At 37.9% G+C, this 18738-nt stretch carries 16 protein-coding genes; 12 read left to right on the plus strand and 4 right to left on the minus strand.

Annotated features, from left to right (window positions below):
* Positions 1-9: 9 nt before the first annotated feature.
* The 3 genes from LBD46_07445 to LBD46_07455 all read right to left on the minus strand — a co-directional run bounded on the left by LBD46_07445 (position 10) and on the right by LBD46_07455 (position 5297).
* The gene (locus tag LBD46_07445) at positions 10-828 is read right to left on the minus strand and encodes a response regulator (protein ID MDR2426990.1); all 819 of its coding nucleotides are present in this window, start codon (positions 826-828) and stop codon (positions 10-12) included.
* 860 nt (positions 829-1688) lie between these two features.
* A complete protein-coding gene (locus LBD46_07450; GenBank protein ID MDR2426991.1) occupies positions 1689-3440 on the minus strand; it encodes an ABC transporter ATP-binding protein/permease in 1752 nt (583 codons plus the stop codon).
* 45 nt (positions 3441-3485) lie between these two features.
* Positions 3486-5297, minus strand: coding sequence for an ABC transporter ATP-binding protein/permease (locus LBD46_07455; protein MDR2426992.1), 1812 nt, complete (start codon positions 5295-5297; stop codon positions 3486-3488).
* Between the two features lie 257 nt (positions 5298-5554).
* Here LBD46_07455 and LBD46_07460 point away from each other — a divergent pair, with 257 nt between their 5' ends.
* The 12 genes from LBD46_07460 to LBD46_07515 all read left to right on the plus strand — a co-directional run bounded on the left by LBD46_07460 (position 5555) and on the right by LBD46_07515 (position 18266).
* On the plus strand, positions 5555-6355 hold the full coding sequence (locus LBD46_07460) for a class I SAM-dependent methyltransferase (GenBank protein ID MDR2426993.1): 801 nt from the start codon (positions 5555-5557) through the stop codon (positions 6353-6355).
* Positions 6356-6529: 174 nt separating this feature from the next.
* A complete protein-coding gene (locus LBD46_07465; GenBank protein MDR2426994.1) occupies positions 6530-7723 on the plus strand; it encodes an FTR1 family iron permease in 1194 nt (397 codons plus the stop codon).
* A 62-nt stretch (positions 7724-7785) separates the two neighbouring features.
* Positions 7786-8394: an iron transporter gene (locus tag LBD46_07470; protein ID MDR2426995.1), complete on the plus strand. Its 609-nt coding sequence runs from the start codon at positions 7786-7788 to the stop codon at positions 8392-8394.
* Between the two features lie 169 nt (positions 8395-8563).
* Positions 8564-9850: a Fe-S-containing protein gene (locus LBD46_07475; GenBank protein ID MDR2426996.1), complete on the plus strand. Its 1287-nt coding sequence runs from the start codon at positions 8564-8566 to the stop codon at positions 9848-9850.
* On the plus strand, positions 9850-11130 hold the full coding sequence (locus tag LBD46_07480; protein ID MDR2426997.1) for an ABC transporter permease: 1281 nt from the start codon (positions 9850-9852) through the stop codon (positions 11128-11130). Before LBD46_07475 ends, LBD46_07480 begins: the two co-directional genes overlap by 1 nt.
* 105 nt (positions 11131-11235) lie before the next feature.
* Positions 11236-12372: an ABC transporter permease gene (locus LBD46_07485; protein ID MDR2426998.1), complete on the plus strand. Its 1137-nt coding sequence runs from the start codon at positions 11236-11238 to the stop codon at positions 12370-12372.
* A 171-nt stretch (positions 12373-12543) separates the two neighbouring features.
* Entirely contained in the window at positions 12544-13209 is a 666-nt protein-coding gene (locus tag LBD46_07490) for an ABC transporter ATP-binding protein (GenBank protein ID MDR2426999.1), read from the plus strand.
* Positions 13210-13225: 16 nt separating this feature from the next.
* Entirely contained in the window at positions 13226-13666 is a 441-nt protein-coding gene (locus tag LBD46_07495) for an FMN-binding protein (GenBank protein ID MDR2427000.1), read from the plus strand.
* Positions 13663-14655, plus strand: a complete 993-nt coding sequence (locus tag LBD46_07500) for an FAD:protein FMN transferase (protein MDR2427001.1) — start codon at positions 13663-13665, stop codon at positions 14653-14655. The genes LBD46_07495 and LBD46_07500 overlap by 4 nt, the downstream gene beginning before the upstream one ends.
* A 231-nt stretch (positions 14656-14886) precedes the next feature.
* Positions 14887-16899: a TonB-dependent copper receptor gene (locus LBD46_07505; GenBank protein MDR2427002.1), complete on the plus strand. Its 2013-nt coding sequence runs from the start codon at positions 14887-14889 to the stop codon at positions 16897-16899.
* A complete protein-coding gene (locus LBD46_07510) occupies positions 16886-17584 on the plus strand; it encodes a TonB family protein (GenBank protein ID MDR2427003.1) in 699 nt (232 codons plus the stop codon). The genes LBD46_07505 and LBD46_07510 overlap by 14 nt, the downstream gene beginning before the upstream one ends.
* 154 nt (positions 17585-17738) lie before the next feature.
* Complete coding sequence (locus LBD46_07515; GenBank protein ID MDR2427004.1) at positions 17739-18266, plus strand: restriction endonuclease subunit S; 528 nt, start codon at positions 17739-17741, stop codon at positions 18264-18266.
* On the opposite strand, the gene LBD46_07520 is transcribed toward LBD46_07515, so the two are convergent.
* Positions 18231-18665, minus strand: a complete 435-nt coding sequence (locus LBD46_07520) for a restriction endonuclease subunit S (protein MDR2427005.1) — start codon at positions 18663-18665, stop codon at positions 18231-18233. The genes LBD46_07515 and LBD46_07520 overlap by 36 nt on opposite strands.
* Positions 18666-18738: the final 73 nt, after the last annotated feature.

The following is an 18738-nucleotide window of genomic DNA, read 5'->3' on the forward strand; positions in this document are numbered from 1 at the left end:
TATTTTTTCCTAAGATTTTTGGCTCTTTATAAGTTCGGCTGTCAAATCGAGCGTTTTGTTTATCACTTTTGTAATTTTCTCAATATAGCACCGAAGGTCTTGTCCAAGCTTTGCCTTTGATTCTATTTCTTCTGACAATTCCTTCAAGGCGGAAAACCCTAAACTTGCCGCAATTCCTTTTATGGTATGAGCGCTAAAAGCTGCCGTTTTAAAATCTTTGTTGTTTATATTATCTATTAACATATCAAGCAGCTTTTTTCCTTCAAAACTACCTAAAAGCTGCAAGTAAAGCTCTTTATCATTCATAACCCTTTCAAGACCTTCTTTAAAGTTTATATAAGGAAACAAAGACAAGTAGTCCAGCTCATTGCAGTGTGGTGCTTTATCGTTGCTTTCCGGCATATATTTTCTGAACGTAACAAACATGCTGTCCATATCAATAGGTTTTCCGATATGGCTGTTCATTCCCGCGTTGAGACATTCTTGTATGTCTTCGTTAAAAATGTTTGCCGTTAAAGCTATTATAGGAATATTTTTTGCTTTTCCAAAATCTAAAGAACGGATTTTTCTGGTGGCTTCCAAGCCGTCCATTTTCGGCATTTGCACATCCATAAGAATTAATCCGTATCTGTCGGGATTTTCTTTGAACATATTTACGGCTTCTATTCCATTAACGGCAAAATCAATTCTTACTTTTGTGTTCTGTAAAAAAGCTTTAATTATTTCCCTGTTAATTTCCGTATCCTCGGCCACAAGAATATATTTTCCTTCATAATCGGGTTTTTTGTTAGACTTTCCGTCTGCTGCCGTATTTTTTGTATTTAACATCGGTGCTCCAAAAAATTTTATTAAATGGAAAGAAGCAAAGGTTTCTCTTAGGACTTATCTACTCGGCGCTTCTTATGTTAGCGTTATTATATATAATTTCAAAAATAATCTTTTTATGATACATTGATTTTTACAACCACACAAACCGTTTGCATATATTTTTATTGTATATAAATCTAAAAGATTAGTCCAAGTTTTTGCAAAGGTAGTTGCGTTTTCAAAGCCTGATGGGCATTTTAAGCTGTTATGTCTGTAAATGTGCTTTTATTTTATCTATTATATAAAATAGTCTATATTTTTGTAAATGATGATATTACTGTTAAGTTAATAACTTATGATGGCGGAAAACACAGGGCATATTGAAATAAACCGCTCTCAAAACCGTTCCTTTCTGTTGCTCAAAAATGCTTTTGCACTAAACAAACCTAACTTTAAATACCCTAATTCTTTGTAGCAGCAGGCAAACTTTTTGCCTGCAAAAAAAATGCTTGACAATAATTAAAAAAATAGTCGAATTTACCTCAGGCGGCAGCGGAGTAAAAGGCGAGGTCTGCAAGATTTTGCAGGCCTTTGGTTTGCCTGCGATAACAAATATACCTTATTAGTATTGCAGTGATATTTTTGCTCAATGCAAGCGGCTCATCGGCAAAACATATTGGCGCGCTTGCGCCGTTTTTTTAAATTGTTTTACATCGCTGAAATCTACATAACCCCGCCTGCGCTTATGTATTGAGCTTTTCACTGATATCAATAGGCTTGTCCACATAATGCTGCAATCAAATAAAAGAGAAGAAATATTGATGATGGAAGTTAAACTAACAGCAGGTTTTTACAAGAAAAACAAACCGCGCAAGCGCAATCTAAACTGCCGTCATGCTCCAGCCTAGATTTTCTTGTTGAATTTTATAAAGTCTTGCAAAAAGTCCGCCTTTTTCAAGCAGAGTTTTTGCATCGCCTTCTTCTATAAGACGCCCATTGTCAATAACCGCTATTTTGTCAACGCCAAGCACAGTGCGCAGCCTGTGAGCTATGATTATAACCGTTTTGTTTTTTACAAGTTCTGAAACGGCTTCTTGTATTTCCGCTTCGTTTTCAGGGTCAAGGGACGCGGTCGCTTCGTCTAAGAGTAAAATCGGAGCGTTTTTTAAAAAAGCGCGGGCAATGGAAATGCGCTGCCTTTCGCCTCCAGATAATGTCGAGCCGTTTTCGCCGATAAGAGTATCATATCGTTTTGGCAGTTTATCTATAAAAGTTTGGCAGCGCGCTGCTTTTGCCGCGGCAAATGTTTCTTCATCGGTCGCGCCTTCTTTTCCTATGCGGATATTGTTTATAATCGTATCGTTAAACAAAACTACGTCTTGAAATACAAAACTTATATGGCGCATTAGTGCTTCAGGTTCAACGTTTCTTATATCTATGCCGCCGATGCGAATTTCTCCTTCTCTTGCGTCCCAGAAACGGGCAATTAAACGCGACAATGTGCTTTTTCCGCTGCCCGAAGGTCCGACAAAAGCGGTAATGCCGCCCTGCTTTATCGAAAGATTTAAATTTTTTATAACGTCTTTGTCGCCGTAGGCAAAACTTACGTTGTTTAGCTCTATATTGAAATTTTCAAACTTACAGTTTGTTTCTCCCGTCATAATTGGTTCGTGTCTTACCTGCTGCATACGTTTAGTAGAGATTAAAAAATAAAAAAATTCCGGAAGCAGCGTAAGAATGACAATCAGCGGGGAATAAATTTTTGCGCTGATAATGATAAAGATAAGAAAAGCTATAACGCTAAGATTTCCCTGCGTTAAAAGAAATACTCCGACAAGAACGACAAGCCCGATGCCAGTTTGCAAAATCATTGACGCAAGAACGATAAAAGCGCCTGCGATGCCTTCAAATTTTATCGCTTCATTTTTCATATTTTTGAGCGCTTCGTTGAGCGCAAAGGATTTTTCTCCATAAAGCCCAAACGCCTTGACAGCTTTAATGCCTTCAAAATATTCCTGTATATGCCCAGACGCCGCAAGTTTAATGCCGACTATGCGTTCCCCAAAAAATTCCTGTATTTTCCTGCTTCCAATTACAATAAAAAACGAAATCGGCAAAGCGGCAAACAAAGCTAAAGCCATACGCCAATCGTAAAAAGCTAAAAGCGCGCAGATTATTATATCAGAAACGATAGTCCCGCAAAGTATCGGCGCAACATGGCTCATCACGTGTTCTATTACCGCACAGTCTGCCATAATATTTGTAGTCAGCTGTGCAATGTCTTTTCTATTAAAAAAACTCAAAGGCAGCCGCCTAATGCGTTCGGCTGTTTCAATTCTTATTTTTTCCGCTTCGGCGTATGCGACCGTATATGTTTTGCCATACTCACTGCGATATGCAAGACAATATAAAACCGCGCCAAACAGCCCAAACCCAAACAGCAGCCAAAGCCTTGTTTTGTCTAAAGACGCCGCGCCGTCTAAAAATGGATTGAGCAGCGTTATTATCGTTTGAATAATTACTACAAAAGGTATTGTCAGCGAAAGGTTTGAAAGAGCGTTTGATTTTACTGCCCGCTTAAAATCCTTATAACCTTCGTCAGAAAGTCCAAGCTCGTTTTTAATATTAAGCATTTGCTTCTCCTCCATTTTTATTTGTCTTTTGATCTCGATAAATTTTTAAACATTTATTTTCCAGTTCATTGCGCGGTTGTATCGTTTCCACATACGGGCGTAGCAGCCGTCGAAATTTACCAATTGTTCGTGTTTGCCTTCCTGTAGGATGCGCCCATTTTCTATAACTAATATTTTATCTGCGTTTCGCACTGTGGAAAGACGATGCGCAATAATGATTACGGTTTTATTTTTCATTAAATTATCAAAAGCTTTATGTATATTTTGTTCATTTTCAGGGTCGGCAAACGCAGTCGCTTCATCAAGAACTATTATGGGAGCATTTTTTAAAATGGTTCTTGCAATGGCAATGCGCTGATGCTGTCCGCCTGAAAGATGAATATTGTTTGCACCTATAACCGTGTCATAGCCTTGAGGCAGCTTTTGCACAAATTCATCGCACATTGCCGCTTTTGCAGCTTCTATCGCTTTATCGCGGGAAGCGTTTTTATCGCCTATTAAAATATTGTCCAAAACGCTTTGCTTAAACAGAAAGACGTCTTGAAACACGAAACTTACTATAGACATTAAGTAATCGCTTGACATATCTGCAATATTTACATTTCCTATTTTTACAGTTCCGCTTGAAACTTCGTAAAAACGAGCTATAAGATGAGCTATGGTAGACTTTCCGCTGCCCGAAGGTCCGACAAGAGCGGTTATTTCGCCTTGATTTGCTGTAAAACTTATATTTTCTATGGCTGGGGTTTGACAATCGCCGCTGTAAGAAAAACTGACATTCTCAAAAGACAGTCCGTATTGCAAAACGGTTTTAGGGGAAATTGTCTCAATCAAAGGCGCAATGTCAAAAATTTTGTCCATGCGTTCAATGCCGTTAAGTATAATTTTGCCGTTTTGCGAAACATAAAGCAGTTTTAAAAAAGGCGTCGGAAGAGAAACGGAAAAAATAAGATAAAATACTGCGGCAAACGCAAATTCCCAATAATTTGAAACGCCGCCCGAAATTAAAATGATAGCGGGAATTAAAAACAGATAGACGTTATTGACTACAACCATAAAAAGTTCCATATATATTTCGTATTCTTTAGTATAGCCGATGCAAAAATCGCCGTAAGCTTTAATCATTGCGTAAAATTTGCGAAAACTGTATATGGTTTGGTTAAAGGCTTTAACTACGGAAATACCGCGCACATATTCCACTGCCGCACTGTTCATATCTTCAAGAGAACTTTGATATTTACTCACAAATATTTGCGCTCGTTTATTGCCAAACGCCGTCGCTTGAATCCCATAAATAAATAAAATGGGTATAAAACTTGCAATCCCCAGCCGCCAATCAAAAGAAAACAGGATAATGAGCGTGATAATGGGCATAGCAAAAGAACCTGCGATATCCGGAAGCTGATGCGCTATAAATCCTTCAAGTTTTTCAATATTTTCATCTACAATTTTTCTCAGTTTGCCCGTAGAATTTCGCGTGTGAAAACCTAATGGCAATAAACCAATATGGCAAATGAATTCAAGTTTAAGATGATAAATAGTATTAAACGCCGCCAAATGAGAAAACATTAGGGCGATAAAATTAAGAAAAATTGCCGACGCAGCTCCACCAAAAGCAATCCACCCCAATTTTATCATATACGATGTATTTAGGCTGTCAAAATCAGATAAATGCGCTGCTATTTCGTGTATAAGATAATAAACGGCAATAAACGGCGTAAAAGAAACGGCAACGCTTATCACAGAAAGCGCGCAAGAGGCAATGACCAAAACTTTATTGCGCAATGCCAGCTCCCAAAGCCGCGCCATGCCTGTTTTGCGCTGTGTGAAGTTTGTATTTTCTTTTTGATTTTTCATAATAAACTCTGTTTTTTCATAGATGCTTTAAGATTAAAAAGCAGCGGCAAAGTTGATAATTATTATTTGTTATATTTGTATAAATATGTTATATTAATCTAAATATTGTGTCAAGATGATATTTTTATGGCTGTGTTAAAAGTTAATACCGTAATGATTAGATATGTTAAATATTTTGGGTTTGATAAATTTAATAATTAAAAATATCGTACAATATATATGGATATTCTTAAAAATGCAAAGGATATATAATAATCATGCGTAAATTGCAAGGCGTATCCGATACATTATTTATTCCCTTGGCGGCGCGCATATTTGTGTCAAAAAAATTCCCTGAATATTTTTTTGATGAAAAAGCCTTATTGCTGGAAAAATATATTCCAGACGATACCATACAAAAAAAGTCGTCTGAATATTCGCTTATGGCTTCTGTTGCCAGATACTATAATCTTGACTCAATGGTAAGGGCATTTATCAAAGAAAATGGTAAAAGCAATATCGTCTATCTTGGTGCTGGATTTGAAACGGCATATTATCGTTTAAATGAACAAACTGCAATTTTTTATGAAATTGATCTTCCCGACGTAATTTCTGCAAGACGTATGATATTAGGAGAACAAACAAATGAACTGTTAATTGCCTGTAATATATTTGACATGGAATGGACAAAACAAATCGATAAATCAATTTCAACGCTGCTTGTCGTTTCCGGTGTTTTCCAATATTTCAAAGAGAATGAGGTTATCCAATTTATTAATGATGTAAAAAAGAATTTTTCAAATGTTGAATTAATATTTGATGCAGCTAATGCAACAGGTATTAAATACGCAAATAAGTATGTAAAAAAGACTGGAAATACTGATGCGCTTATGTATTTTTACATTGATGACAGTATAGAATTTTCAAAAAAAATCGAAACAAAATTGATAGAGGAACGTGTTTTTTTTACTGATGCAAGGAAAATTCTGGCAAAGAAACTGGGATTATATACCCGAATCGCAATGAAGATCGTTGATGATAAAAAAAGGGCTGTTTTATTACACCTTAGAATAAATTAACTTAAAAGCAGTAACAGCTGCGCATTTCTTTATCCTGTCCGCCAAACCGCCGCATACAGACAAAGAATTTGACAAACTGAAAAAAAAGATTTATATTAATCTAAGTTTTTTATAGAAACGTAATAAATACCTGTTTCTAAATTGCAAAGAAATAATAATTAAGGAGTTATGACAGTGTGTAAATTTTTTAAGGTTTTTATAATGTTTACGCTTTTATTTTCTTTTGTTTGCCCTGCAGTTTTTGGAGCGCATAAGACATGGAATGACGTTGTTGACGAAATGGAAAGTGTCGCTAAAGAATCATACAGCAAATATGCCGCAGGAGATAAAAAAGCTGCAAAAGATGCAGTAGATAAAGCATATTTTGGCTATTATGAAAAACTCGGTTTTGAAAAAACCGTTATGGCATACATTTCCGGATCGCGCGCTGCACAAGTCGAATATCAGTTCAGTTTTATAAAAAAAGCCATCAATGCCGGTAAACCAAATAAAGAAGTAAAAGAATCTTTAGATAAATTGGTTACTTTTTTAAGGGAAGACGCAAACAAGCTTGACGGGAAAAAAGAAAGTGCTTTAAGCATTTTTCTTGCTTCGCTTTTGATTATAACAAGAGAAGGTTTTGAAGCCATTATTATTGTAGGCGCGATTATAGCTTATCTGCGCAAAAGTGGAAATAGAGATAAAACGCGTTCGGTTTACGCAGGTGCACTTATTGCTCTTGCAGCAAGTGTCGTTATGGCATTTATTTTAAATCGTATTTCCGGGCTTAGCGGTGCAAACCAAGAAATTATAGAAGGTTTTACAATGTTGCTTGCCGTAGTAGTCTTATTTTATGTCAGCAATTGGATGGTATCAAAGTCTGGAGCACGGCAATGGGGAAGCTATATTGAAAAAAAAATTCAAGGCTCTATCACCAAAGGTGGTTTGTTTTCTCTTGCTTTTGCGGCTTTTCTTGCTGTGTTTCGCGAAGGAGCTGAAACGATTTTGTTTTATCAGGCGCTTCTTGCAAATACCGAAACTTATTTTAATATGTTGTGGTTAGGGCTTGGCATAGGCTGTATTGCACTTGTGTTCATTTATATATTAATAAATGTTTTGAGCATTAAGTTGCCTCTCAAACCATTTTTTCTTGGAACAAGCATTTTGTTGTTTATAATGTCAATTTCTTTTACTGGATCGGGAATTAAAGAATTACAGGAAGGAAATGTCATCAGTGTTACACCGATACATTTTATAGGGTCAGTGGACATACTAGGAATTTATCCTACGTTTGAAACGCTCATCCCTCAAGTTTTTCTTTTAATACTTGCGATTATATTGTTTGCAGTGCATATACGTAAAATGAAAAGACAAAATATGGCACAATAAACAATAAAAATAAATAGCGCGATCTTAAAAAAGATCCGAAAATAAAAGGAGGAGTTTGTTTTATGAACAGAAAGACAGCAGTATTTTTCGTTATGATGTTATGTCTGTTGTTTGTCGGAACATTTGCAGCATGTTCCAAAGGAAGTGATAGTTCTTCTACTAAAGCCGCTCCGGCAGCTAAAGCCGAAGCGCCCGGAGAAACCGCAGGGTTTGAAGAGTTTCCATTAGGTGATGATATTGAACTTGGACCTCTCAATGTCGCAGGCGTTTACTTCCAGCCTGTAGATATGGAGCCGGCGGGCAATAGTCTTCCTGCCTCTCAAGCCGATGTTCACCTTGAAGCTGACATATCGGCGTTGGAAGGAAACACTCTCGGCTATGGTGCAGGCGATTTCGTTCCAAATCTCACAGTCAGATACGAAATTGAAGACAGCGCAGGTAAAGTTAGCAAAGGCAGTTTTATGCCAATGAGTGCAAGCGACGGTCCGCATTACGGAGCTAATGTGAAAATCGGCAAAGCAGGCACGTATAAAATACGTTTCATTATTGAAAATCCTGAATCTCAAGGTTACTTGCTTCATGTCGATAAGGCTACGGGCGTTGAAGGCAGATTCTGGAAAGAACCTCTTGTTGCGGAATGGACATTTGATTGGATTCCGAGAACTTGGTAAATTAAAAAGGTATTTCGGATTTGTTAATAAAAATAGTATTGAGAATTCCGCCTTTATGGCGGGGTTCTCAATATTAAAAATGTGTCAGCAAATGATTTTCAATTATTCTTAAACCATAAAATCCGACGTATTTTTATAAGGAATAATTTAGATAATTTGCCCAAATTACATGGCAAATTTTCTATGTTTTTATTCTACGATGATTAAATCTTTTATATACATAATACAAATTCTTTTATCGCCGGCATTATTTACTGCGCTGATATATGCGGTCTTACATACATCGCAAACTTGTGAGTCCTCGCGCAAAAAGTATTATGCCTGTGCCTGTTTTACGGGCGTATTTTGCGCTTTTATATTTGCGATGATACAGCGCAACACTGCTGGACTTAACAGAGAATATTTTAATATCGCAGTTTTAAGCGCGAACATTTTAAGCATAGTTTGCTTTATTGCGTTTCTATGGGGATTTTTAAAAAAGAAGTCTCCAAAATTTTACGAAACAGCATACAATTTTTCTTATGCGGTTTTAACGGCGTCCATATTCTTATACGTTTTCCCCGACGTTTTTTTATACCCTTTCAGTTTCGTTATGACCGGCGAAAGCGTCGTAAGCACAGATTTTCTTTTTAAGTTTGCAGGATATTGCGGCGGCGGTCTTATAATTTTTTTAACGGCTTTAGCTTTGTTTAAAGCTTTTTCATCTTTATCGTCCAAATCCGCCTGGATTTTATTTACAGCTCTTTTCGCGTTGGCAATAGCTCAAAGTTCAGTTTCTCTTTTGCAGTTTTTGCTTGCGCGCCGCATTATCTCGGTTTCAAGACATCTTTTTCATATGCTGCTTCCCGTTATAAATAATCAAATATTTTTTCTCTACGCTATTTTGACAATAACCGTTCCCGTAGGTTTTTTTCTGTTTAAAAAAGGTTTGGTTCTTAGAGGTCAATATTCGAACCCCGCCCAGCTTAGAAAAATGAAAGTTAAAGCACGCGGTCATAAATACTGGAGTGCTGTTTTGATAATAGGATACGTTTTGTCGGTATTAAGTCTTACAGCTTTAAAAGCTTACGACGAGCGGGCTGTAGAGCTTTCCCCCGCCGAACCTATGACAATAAGCGAAGATACCGTTATTATTCCAATACAAAATATAGATGATGGACATTTACATCGTTTTGCATATTACACACAAGAGGGGATAGAAGTGCGTTTTATAGTTATAAAGAAAAACGATATAGCTTATGGAGTAGGACTTGACGCCTGCGATATATGCGGCGAAACGGGATATTATGAACGCGACAACGAAGTTATATGCAAACTCTGCGATGTGGTAATGAACAAGTCCACAATAGGGTTTAAAGGCGGATGTAATCCCGTACCTCTTGCGTATGCGCGGCGCGGGTCAAATATGATAATACAAATATCAGATTTGGAAAAAGAAAAAGGAAGGTTTAGATAATGTTTTTTAGAATGGTCAAAGGAGCGCTTTTTCGTCAAAAAGGGAAAATGCTGATGATAGCGTTTACTGTAGCTTTGGGCGTTTCTCTTGCTGTGGCTATGCTCAATGTGATGTTTGACGCCGGTGATAAAGTCAACAGAGAACTTAAAACTTATGGAGCAAACATAAACGTCATTCCAAAAGGCGCTTCGCTTTTGAACGATATTTATGGGCTTGGTGAAGGTTCGGGCGTTTCGGATAAATACCTCAACGAGATCGAACTCGGAAATATAAAAACTATTTTTTGGGCGTTTAACATAGTAGATTTTACTCCTTACCTTGAAATGTCTGCAAAATTAAAAGGCGGCAGGCAGGTAAAAATTTCTGGCACGTGGTTTTCTCATCATTTGGAACTGCCTACGGGTGAAGCTCTTGATACAGGTATGACAGCGATGAAAAAATGGTGGAAGATTCAAGGTGACTGGCTTTCGGACGATGATGAAAATTATCTTATGATAGAAGCGGATACCGCTCAAAAAAATAATATAGAGCTTGGCGGCAGCGTTGAAATATTTTACGGTGGAAAAATTTATAATTTTGTAGTCAAAGGAATATTTGATTCAGGGAGCGATGAAGACGCTCAGATATATCTGCCGCTTAAAAAAGCTCAAGAAATTACCGGAAAAACAGGGCTTGTAAGCCGCGTTGAAGTAAGCGCATTAACTACGCCTGACAATGAACTTTCCAAAAGAGCGGCACAAAACCCCAATAGCCTTTCAATAAAAGAGTGGGAAACGTGGTACTGCACGGCTTACGTAAGCGCTATATGTTACCAGATAGACGAAGTAATAACTGACAGCGTTTCAAAACCCATAAGGCGGGTGGCGCAGTCAGAAGGAGCGATACTTGAAAAAACAGAACTGCTTATGCTTCTTATCACAATATTAAGTCTTGCGGGCGCGGTGCTTGGAATTTCAAATCTCGTAACGGCAAGTGTTATGGAACGCAGCGCGGAGATAGGTTTGCTTAAAGCCATAGGCGCATACGACGTCCACGTTTCGCTGCTTGTCATCACAGAAATAGCGATTGCTGGAATGATAGGAGCGTTTGCGGGCTATTTTGTGGGGATAGGTTTTGCACAAATTATAGGTCATTCAGTTTTTGGTTCAGCAATTAATATTAAGCCTGCGGTTATACCGCTGGTTGTTTTTCTTGTATTTGCGGTAATTGCCGCAGGGAGTTTTCCCGCTGTTAGATTTTTACTTGCGCTGCGGCCTGCCGAAGTTTTGCACGGAAGGTGACTTTGCCGCCGTTTTAATAACACATAAGATGAGAAATAAAAAATATGCTTTTTATTTGAAGCGGCTGCGTCGTTTGCTTCATTAGCAAGACCAAAAAGGTAAAAAATGAAAAAATACGCTTTTTATTTAAAAATGATAACAAGTTCGCTGATACGCCGCCGTTCAAGGATGTTTACGGCATTGCTTGCAGTATCGCTTGGTGCGGCAGTTCTTTCCGGGCTTGTTACTATATATTACGACATACCGCGGCAGATGGGGCAGGAATTCCGCTCATACGGTGCAAACCTCGTCTTTATAGCCTCTGGTGAAAAATCTTATTTTTACGGCGACGCATTAAAAAAAGCCGTTTCATATCTGCCAGTAAAAGACATAGTAGGCATTGCGCCTTACCGCTATAAGACAATAAAAATAAATGAACAGCCTTTTATGGCGGCAGGTACCGATTTAAATCAGGCAAAAAAAACAAGCCCTTACTGGTATGTTTCAGGCAAATGGCCGCAAAAAAATGGAGAGACTCTTATCGGGCAGGAAGTAGCGGATTTGATACGTCTTAAAATCGGAAGCACTTTTTCCATAGTTGGAACTGCTGCAGACAATAAACCGTTTAAACGCGATTTTACGGTGTCTGCCATAGTGCAGACTGGAGGCAGCGAAGAGGCTTTTATTTTTATGTCTCTCAAAGATTTTGAAGATATGGCGGGTGGACAAAATGCTTTGGACATAGCTGAATGCAGCGTTTCTGTTTCATTGGAAGAACTTGATGCAATAATAAAAACCGTAAACGAAAATGTAGAAGATATAACGGCACGACCTGTAAAACGCATAAGCGAATCCGAAGGAGCGGTGCTCACAAAATTACAGGCTCTTATTTATCTTGTTACGGCAATTATTTTAATTTTGACGATGATATGCGTAGCCACGACTATGATGGCCGTAGTTGCAGAGCGGCGCAAAGAAATAGGTCTCAAAAAAGCGCTCGGAGCTACAAATAGAATTATAGCAGTCGAGTTTTTAGGCGAAGACGTATTTTTGGGAGTTTTCGGAGGATTTTTAGGCGCGGTTGCGGGTTTTATCTTTGCGCAGGCGGTAAGTGTCAACGTATTTGCACGCTCTATAACATTTCAGCCGCTTCTTGTCCCTGTCACAATATTGGCTTCAATAATAATAACCGCTATAGCCTGTTTTATACCGGTGAGAAGCGCCTCCGAAGTTGACCCAGCTGTCGTTCTGAGGGGAGAATAGTGACGCAGTTTTGCGCTAGCGCGACTAAACGGCATTTGTCTTTTTTCGCAGCCTGCGGCATCCAAACCGCAATCTCGACGTTGCCGCCAATAAAAGAGGTGGCAACAAAGCTGACGGAGTATTTGTCGTTGCCATTATTGTAGTTTTACAGATATCAAAGGAGAAAAAATAATGAATTTGCTTGAGCTTAAAGATATTTCAAAAATATACGGCGATGTAAAAGCGTTGCAAAATATAAATTTGTCCGTAGCTTGCGGCGAGTGGCTTGCGATTATGGGTCCTTCGGGTTCGGGCAAAACTACGATGATGAACATTATAGGCTGTATGGACAAGCCGACGCATGGAAGCGTTATTTTGGATGATATCGATATTTCAAAAGAAACTGCCAAAACCCTTACTGCTGTGCGCCGCGATAAAATAGGACTTATTTTCCAGCAGTTTCATCTTATCAATTATCTTACTGCTTTAGAAAACGTTATGACTGCCCAATATTATCACAGTATGCAAGATGAAAAAGAAGCGCTTGAAGCTCTTGCGCGCGTGGGTCTTGCCAACAGAGCAAAACATTTGCCAAGCCAGCTTTCTGGCGGCGAGCAGCAGAGGGTGTGTATAGCGCGCGCTCTTATAAATTATCCAAAGCTTATACTTGCTGACGAGCCTACGGGAAATTTAGATGAAACTAATGAAAAAATAGTTTTGGATATTTTTAAAACTCTTCACAAGGAAGGAAGCACAATAATAGTGGTGACGCATGACCCAGAGGTGGCCGAAAACGCTCAAAGAACTGTTATGCTTGAACACGGAAAAATTTCAAAAATAAATATCAATCAAAAATGAACGGAGGAAATAAAATATGATAAAAAAACGCGCCGCTGCATACGCTTTTGCAATATTGTTTTTTTTGTCTGTATCCAAAACTGTTTTCGGAGCTTCGGCTTACAAATATGCCGACGGCATATATAAAGGTCTAAGCGGAAAAGACGACAGAGGAGCTTATGGAGAAGTTTCAATAACTTTTAATAAAGGCAAAATTTCAGATTGTATCTTTGTGACATATCAAAAAGACGGCAAAATAAAAAACGAAGATTACGGCAAAGTAAACGGAGAAATATCTAACCGCGAATATTACGATAAAGCACAGCTTGCCGTTGACGCTATGGAACAATACGCACAGCAGCTTGTGGAAGTTCAAAAATTATCTAAAGTAGATGTCATAGCGGGTGCGACTGTAGCCCATGAACAGTTTTTAGATGCCGTAGAAGACGCCTTCAGACAAGCAAAAAAAGCAAAATGAACGTTCCAAGCAATACAGCGCAAAACCATACGAAAATATTTTTTGCTATGGGCACGGCGGTGAGTTTGACAATTTACACAGACGCTCCCGACGAACAGATTTTAGATGAATCCGAAAACATAGTAAAACATTTGGAATCACTTTTTAGCACAATGAGACAAGACAGCGATATTTCGCGCATAAATATTGCCGCGGGGCTTTGGTGTACAGTTCATACGGATACTGATGAAATACTTCAAAAAGCCATTTATTTCGCACAAAAGACGGACGGCGCATACGAACCCGCAATTTTTTCTCTGGTGCGGTTATGGGATATAAAATCCAAAATAGGAAAAAAAGAAACACTTACGATTCCCAATGAAAAATCCATACGCGAAGTTCTTTGTAAATGTGATTGGCACAATATTGAGACGGACGGCAATAAACGCTATCGCATGTTAAACGGTGCGGAAATAGATCTGGGAGCTGCGGCAAAAGGCTTTACGTCAGAAAAAATATGCAAATTCTTCTCCTTAAAAAATATCAATTCGGCAATGGTGTCGCTTGGGAATTCATCTATAGCTTTTATGGGAACAAAACCTGATGGTAGTTTATGGAAAGCTGGATTAAAAGTTCCCGGTGCCTTGGGAAACGAATATTTTGCAGTTGTAAGCCTTAAAGATAAATTTTTATCCGTAAGCGGCGGATATGAGCGCTATTTCGTAAAAGACGGCAAACGCTATCACCACATATTTGACAAAAAAACGGGCTATCCTACAGAAAGCGGACTTGAAAGCGTAACCGTAATTTCAGATGACGCCGCGCTTAGCGAAGCCTATTCTACGGCACTATTTGTAATGGGTCCTGAGACGGCATTAGATTTTTATAAACAAAACGACGGTTTTGAGGCTGTTTTTGTCACATCTTCAAAGCACGTCTACTGCACGGACGGGCTTAAAAGTAATTTTGAATTCTGCGGTAAGCCTTACGGATACCTCTATCGCGGTTGAGATATTTATTAAACATATATGTAATAAAAAATTAGCTTGATAAATAAAATAAACTTTTCTATAATTATTAAAAATAAAACATATATAATTACTATGAATAATTTTAATCTATTACAAATTATTTTTATACTTTTTTCAGAAAAAGTCATCTCATTATATGCACAAATGTGAGGGTAATTTTTTGTTATTTTCAGTTCAGTTTCACAAAATAAATTACGAAGGATAGTTAAAATGAGCATAAACAAATATAAAAAAACAATATTTTTTTTAGTTGCGGTAGTTATTTTTGTACGTGGCTCGCTTTTTGGTGTACAGGAAATTTCGGTTGAACAGATAACAGTAACGGCAGCACCTTTAGAATCGGCTTTGGAAATAGGCTTAGACCCTAAAAAACCAAAACAGCCTGTTCCCGCAGCTGATGCTGCGGATTATCTTAAAAGCGTGCCGGGTTTTTCTGCTATACGTTCTGGCGGAGCAAACGGAGACAGCGTTTTTAGGGGAATGTTCGGCTCGCGCATTAATATTTTGACGGACGGCGGAAATGTCTTAGGCGGCTGTCCCAGCAGAATGGATTCTCCTTCATCTTATATATCTCCGGAGTCTTACGATTCGGTCAGCGTAATAAAAGGACCTCAAACAGTCCTTTATGGAGGCGGCGCTTCTGCGGCGACTGTCAGATTCGAAAGAAAACCTGAAAAGTTTGAGCAGGGCGATAAGCCTTTTAGAATAAAAGCGAGCGCTCTTGCAGGTTCGTTTGAGCGCATAGGGAGTTCGCTCGATGCAGCTGCAGGAAATGAAAAACTATATTTTAGAGTTACGGGAAATTACGATAAATCTTCGGATTATAAAGACGGCGGAGGAAACATAGTTCCTTCAAAATGGGAAAAGTGGAACACAGACGTATTTTTTGGCTGGACGCCCGATAAAGACACACTTTTAGAAATCGGCGCAGGAACAGGAGACGGTTATGCGCGCTATGCCGGGCGGGGTATGGACGGCAGCCAATTTAAAAGAGAAAGTTTTAGCGCAAAATTTTCAAAAAAGAATATAGGAAAAAATATAGATGGCGGGACATTAGACGAATTTGAATTTCAAAGCTATTATAATTATTCCGACCACATAATGGACAATTATACTTTAAGAACCCCTTCGGGGATGATGCCAATGCCTATGCTTAGCAATCCTTCGCGCGCGGTTTATGGAGCGAGAGCGGCTTTTACGTTCAATATTGAACAAAGCGTTTTTATAAACGGCATTGACGTTCAGTTTGATGAACATAAAGGCAGGACGGATAAAAACAAACCTTTCATAAAAGACATAGATTATAACAAATATGGAATTTTCAGCCAACTGCAAATGGATTTAGATGAGCTAAATAAAATAGTGTCAGGTGTGCGTTTTGATTTTGCACAGGCGGGCGATTTCCGTTCGGCAAGTAAAACCGACGGAGATACAAAAAACGCTTTCTTGCCAAGCGTTTTTGCGCGTTTTGAAGAAACAGTGGGAAACACTCCTTTTTCATGGTATGCTGGCATAGGGCACAGCCAGCGTTTCCCTGACTATTGGGAACTTAGCCAAACAAGAATGAAAGACGGTTCCAAAAATACTTTTGAAGACTTAAATCCTGAAAAAACCACGCAGCTTGACGTCGGCGCACATTACAAAACCGAAAAAATAAACATTTGGCTTTCGGCATACGCGGGAATAATAAAAGATTATATTCTTTTCAATTATATTACTATGGCTATGTCGGAGAATAAATACGTTCAAAATGTGGATGCGGGAATTTGCGGATATGAAATAGGAGCAGAATATGTTTTTACGCAATATTTAAAATTTGACTCTGCCCTTGCTTATTCCTTCGGGGAAAATACTACTGACAACCGACCTTTGCCGCAAATTCCGCCTTTAGAAGCAAGATTTGGCTTAAATTACGAGACGCAAAAATGGCAGACAGGCTTACTGTGGCGCGCAGCGGCAAAACAAAACAGAATAGCAGCTGGACAAGGCAATGTGGTCGGTAAAGATTTTGCAGAAAGTGAAGCATTTAACGTTTTATCCTTAAACGTTTCGATAGAACTTACAAGTTATACGCGCCTGAGTTTAGGCATAGACAATATTTTTGATGTAAAATATTACGAACATCTCAATATGGCAGGAAATGCGGGTTTTGGTTTTTCGGCAAACGAACAAATCAACGAGCCGGGAAGAATGTTTTGGGGAAAAATCAATGTCAGTTTTTAATCTTATAAATGTCTCACTTGTAAAAGGGCTTGCGGTTTCCATAGGAATGCATGCGGCTTTTTTTGGAGCGATGGTTTCCAACAATGGTTCAGACTTGCAGCAGGATAAACCCTCTTACATAGAAGTTAGTTTTGAGCCGGGCGGGCTTAATCAGGATATTATTTGTCCGCCGTCGGTTCCACCACAAGCTCAAAGGGAACAAGAGTTGCAAAAAAAAGCAGAAGACGATACACAAATACAAATAAAATCTGAAGCAACGATCGCTGTTCTTTCAGAAAAACAAAATGAAAGTTCCTCCATTTCTTATGATGAACTACAGCAACAGCATCCAAATTCAAAAGATATGCAGACTATGGACTGCTGCAGGCCTTCAAACATCAACATTAAATACGAGATAGATGGTTCGGCAGGAAGCGGACAGGGACTAAAAATTTTGCGTGCGCCAAAACCTTTTTATCCTCAAGAATCGCGTAAAATCAAAGAAGAAGGAGAAGTTGTAGTAGCGGTTGTTGTTTCACCTGAAGGAAAAATACAGTCAGTAAGTGTAGCTGTTTCAAGCGGTTTTTCAAGGCTGGATGAAGCCGCCCTAAAAGCCGCAAGAAAAATAAGATTTTCCGCAGACGTGGAAAATCCTTCCTTTGAGTCCGTAGTACTGCGTGTTCCATACAAATTCGAAATATTATAAAAAGACACCATCCCGTCTTTTTACAAAAAACTTTTAAACTGCCATTTAAAGATTATGACTTCAAGCCTGACAACTAATAACATATAGTAATTTACATTATGAGAAGTTCACGGACGGGAAAGTAAAATGTATACAAGATGAGATACCATTTGAGATACCGAAAGGCTGGGCATTTGAAAAATTAGGAAATATTTGCGATATTGCACGCGGAGGCTCGCCGCGTCCTATAAAAAATCATTTAACTGCTTCAAATAACGGCGTCAATTTGATAAAAATTGGAGATACAAAACGAGGATACAAATATATTACAGCAACTAAAGAAAAAATTTTGCCTTCTGCAGTAAAGTATTCTCGCTATGTTAAAAGAGGAGATTTTTTATTAACAAATTCTATGAGTTTTGGACATCCTTATATATTAAAAATAGACGGTTGTATCCATGACGGATGGCTTGTAATTAGTCATATTGAAAATATTTTTGATTATGATTTTTTATATTATGCGCTAAGTTCGGATACAGTATATAAATTATTGACTTCTTTAGCAGTCGGTTCAACAGTTAAAAACTTAAAAGCAGACACTATAAAATCTATTTGCTTTCTAATCCCGCCTTTAGAAGAACAAAAAAGAATAGCTAAAAAAATAGAATCAATTTTTAACCAGTTGAAGTTCTTTGAAGATTAAATTAAGTTTTTCTACAATTTTTGTTTGTTCTTGTAATGTAGGTAAAGGGATTAAAATAGTTTGTAATTTTTTAATAGAAACACCACCTATAATGCCTGAAATGTTTTTGCCAAATAAATTAAGAAAATATTTTGATTGAATAAAATAATATAAAAACAGACTATTTATTAGTATAGGATGTAAAACACATAACTTATTGCCAAAACATATTTTTTCTTTTACTACAGCAACCTTTCTACCTGCGCTACCACCTTCAATACAAAGTAATATATCTTTTGCATATCCATATTTAAAGCCAATTTCAGTAAATGGTATTTTTATGCTATTATCATAATCAATTGTATTATTAAAAGAAATGTCTTTTGTGGCTATATAATTATAACCCTTAGTTAAGTTTATGTATTTTAGTTTTTTTATTTGCTCAGATATGCTATTTCCAGTATAACTATTTGTACCTTTAAATTAAGCAGGG

This window comes from Candidatus Endomicrobium procryptotermitis (assembly GCA_031279415.1).
Taxonomy (GTDB): Bacteria; Elusimicrobiota; Endomicrobiia; order Endomicrobiales; family Endomicrobiaceae; genus Endomicrobium_B; species Endomicrobium_B procryptotermitis.

Bases quoted from the DNA above. Each gene is read 5' to 3' on its own strand.
- LBD46_07445 (MDR2426990.1), bottom strand. From the start codon at position 828: ATGTTAAATACAAAAAATACGGCAGCAGACGGAAAGTCTAACAAAAAA.
- LBD46_07450 (MDR2426991.1), bottom strand. From the start codon at position 3,440: ATGCTTAATATTAAAAACGAGCTTGGACTTTCTGACGAAGGTTATAAG.
- LBD46_07455 (MDR2426992.1), bottom strand. From the start codon at position 5,297: ATGAAAAATCAAAAAGAAAATACAAACTTCACACAGCGCAAAACAGGC.
- LBD46_07460 (MDR2426993.1), top strand. From the start codon at position 5,555: ATGCGTAAATTGCAAGGCGTATCCGATACATTATTTATTCCCTTGGCG.
- LBD46_07470 (MDR2426995.1), top strand. From the start codon at position 7,786: ATGAACAGAAAGACAGCAGTATTTTTCGTTATGATGTTATGTCTGTTG.
- LBD46_07475 (MDR2426996.1), top strand. From the start codon at position 8,564: ATGGCAAATTTTCTATGTTTTTATTCTACGATGATTAAATCTTTTATA.
- LBD46_07480 (MDR2426997.1), top strand. From the start codon at position 9,850: ATGTTTTTTAGAATGGTCAAAGGAGCGCTTTTTCGTCAAAAAGGGAAA.
- LBD46_07485 (MDR2426998.1), top strand. From the start codon at position 11,236: ATGAAAAAATACGCTTTTTATTTAAAAATGATAACAAGTTCGCTGATA.
- LBD46_07490 (MDR2426999.1), top strand. From the start codon at position 12,544: ATGAATTTGCTTGAGCTTAAAGATATTTCAAAAATATACGGCGATGTA.
- LBD46_07495 (MDR2427000.1), top strand. From the start codon at position 13,226: ATGATAAAAAAACGCGCCGCTGCATACGCTTTTGCAATATTGTTTTTT.
- LBD46_07500 (MDR2427001.1), top strand. From the start codon at position 13,663: ATGAACGTTCCAAGCAATACAGCGCAAAACCATACGAAAATATTTTTT.
- LBD46_07505 (MDR2427002.1), top strand. From the start codon at position 14,887: ATGAGCATAAACAAATATAAAAAAACAATATTTTTTTTAGTTGCGGTA.
- LBD46_07510 (MDR2427003.1), top strand. From the start codon at position 16,886: ATGTCAGTTTTTAATCTTATAAATGTCTCACTTGTAAAAGGGCTTGCG.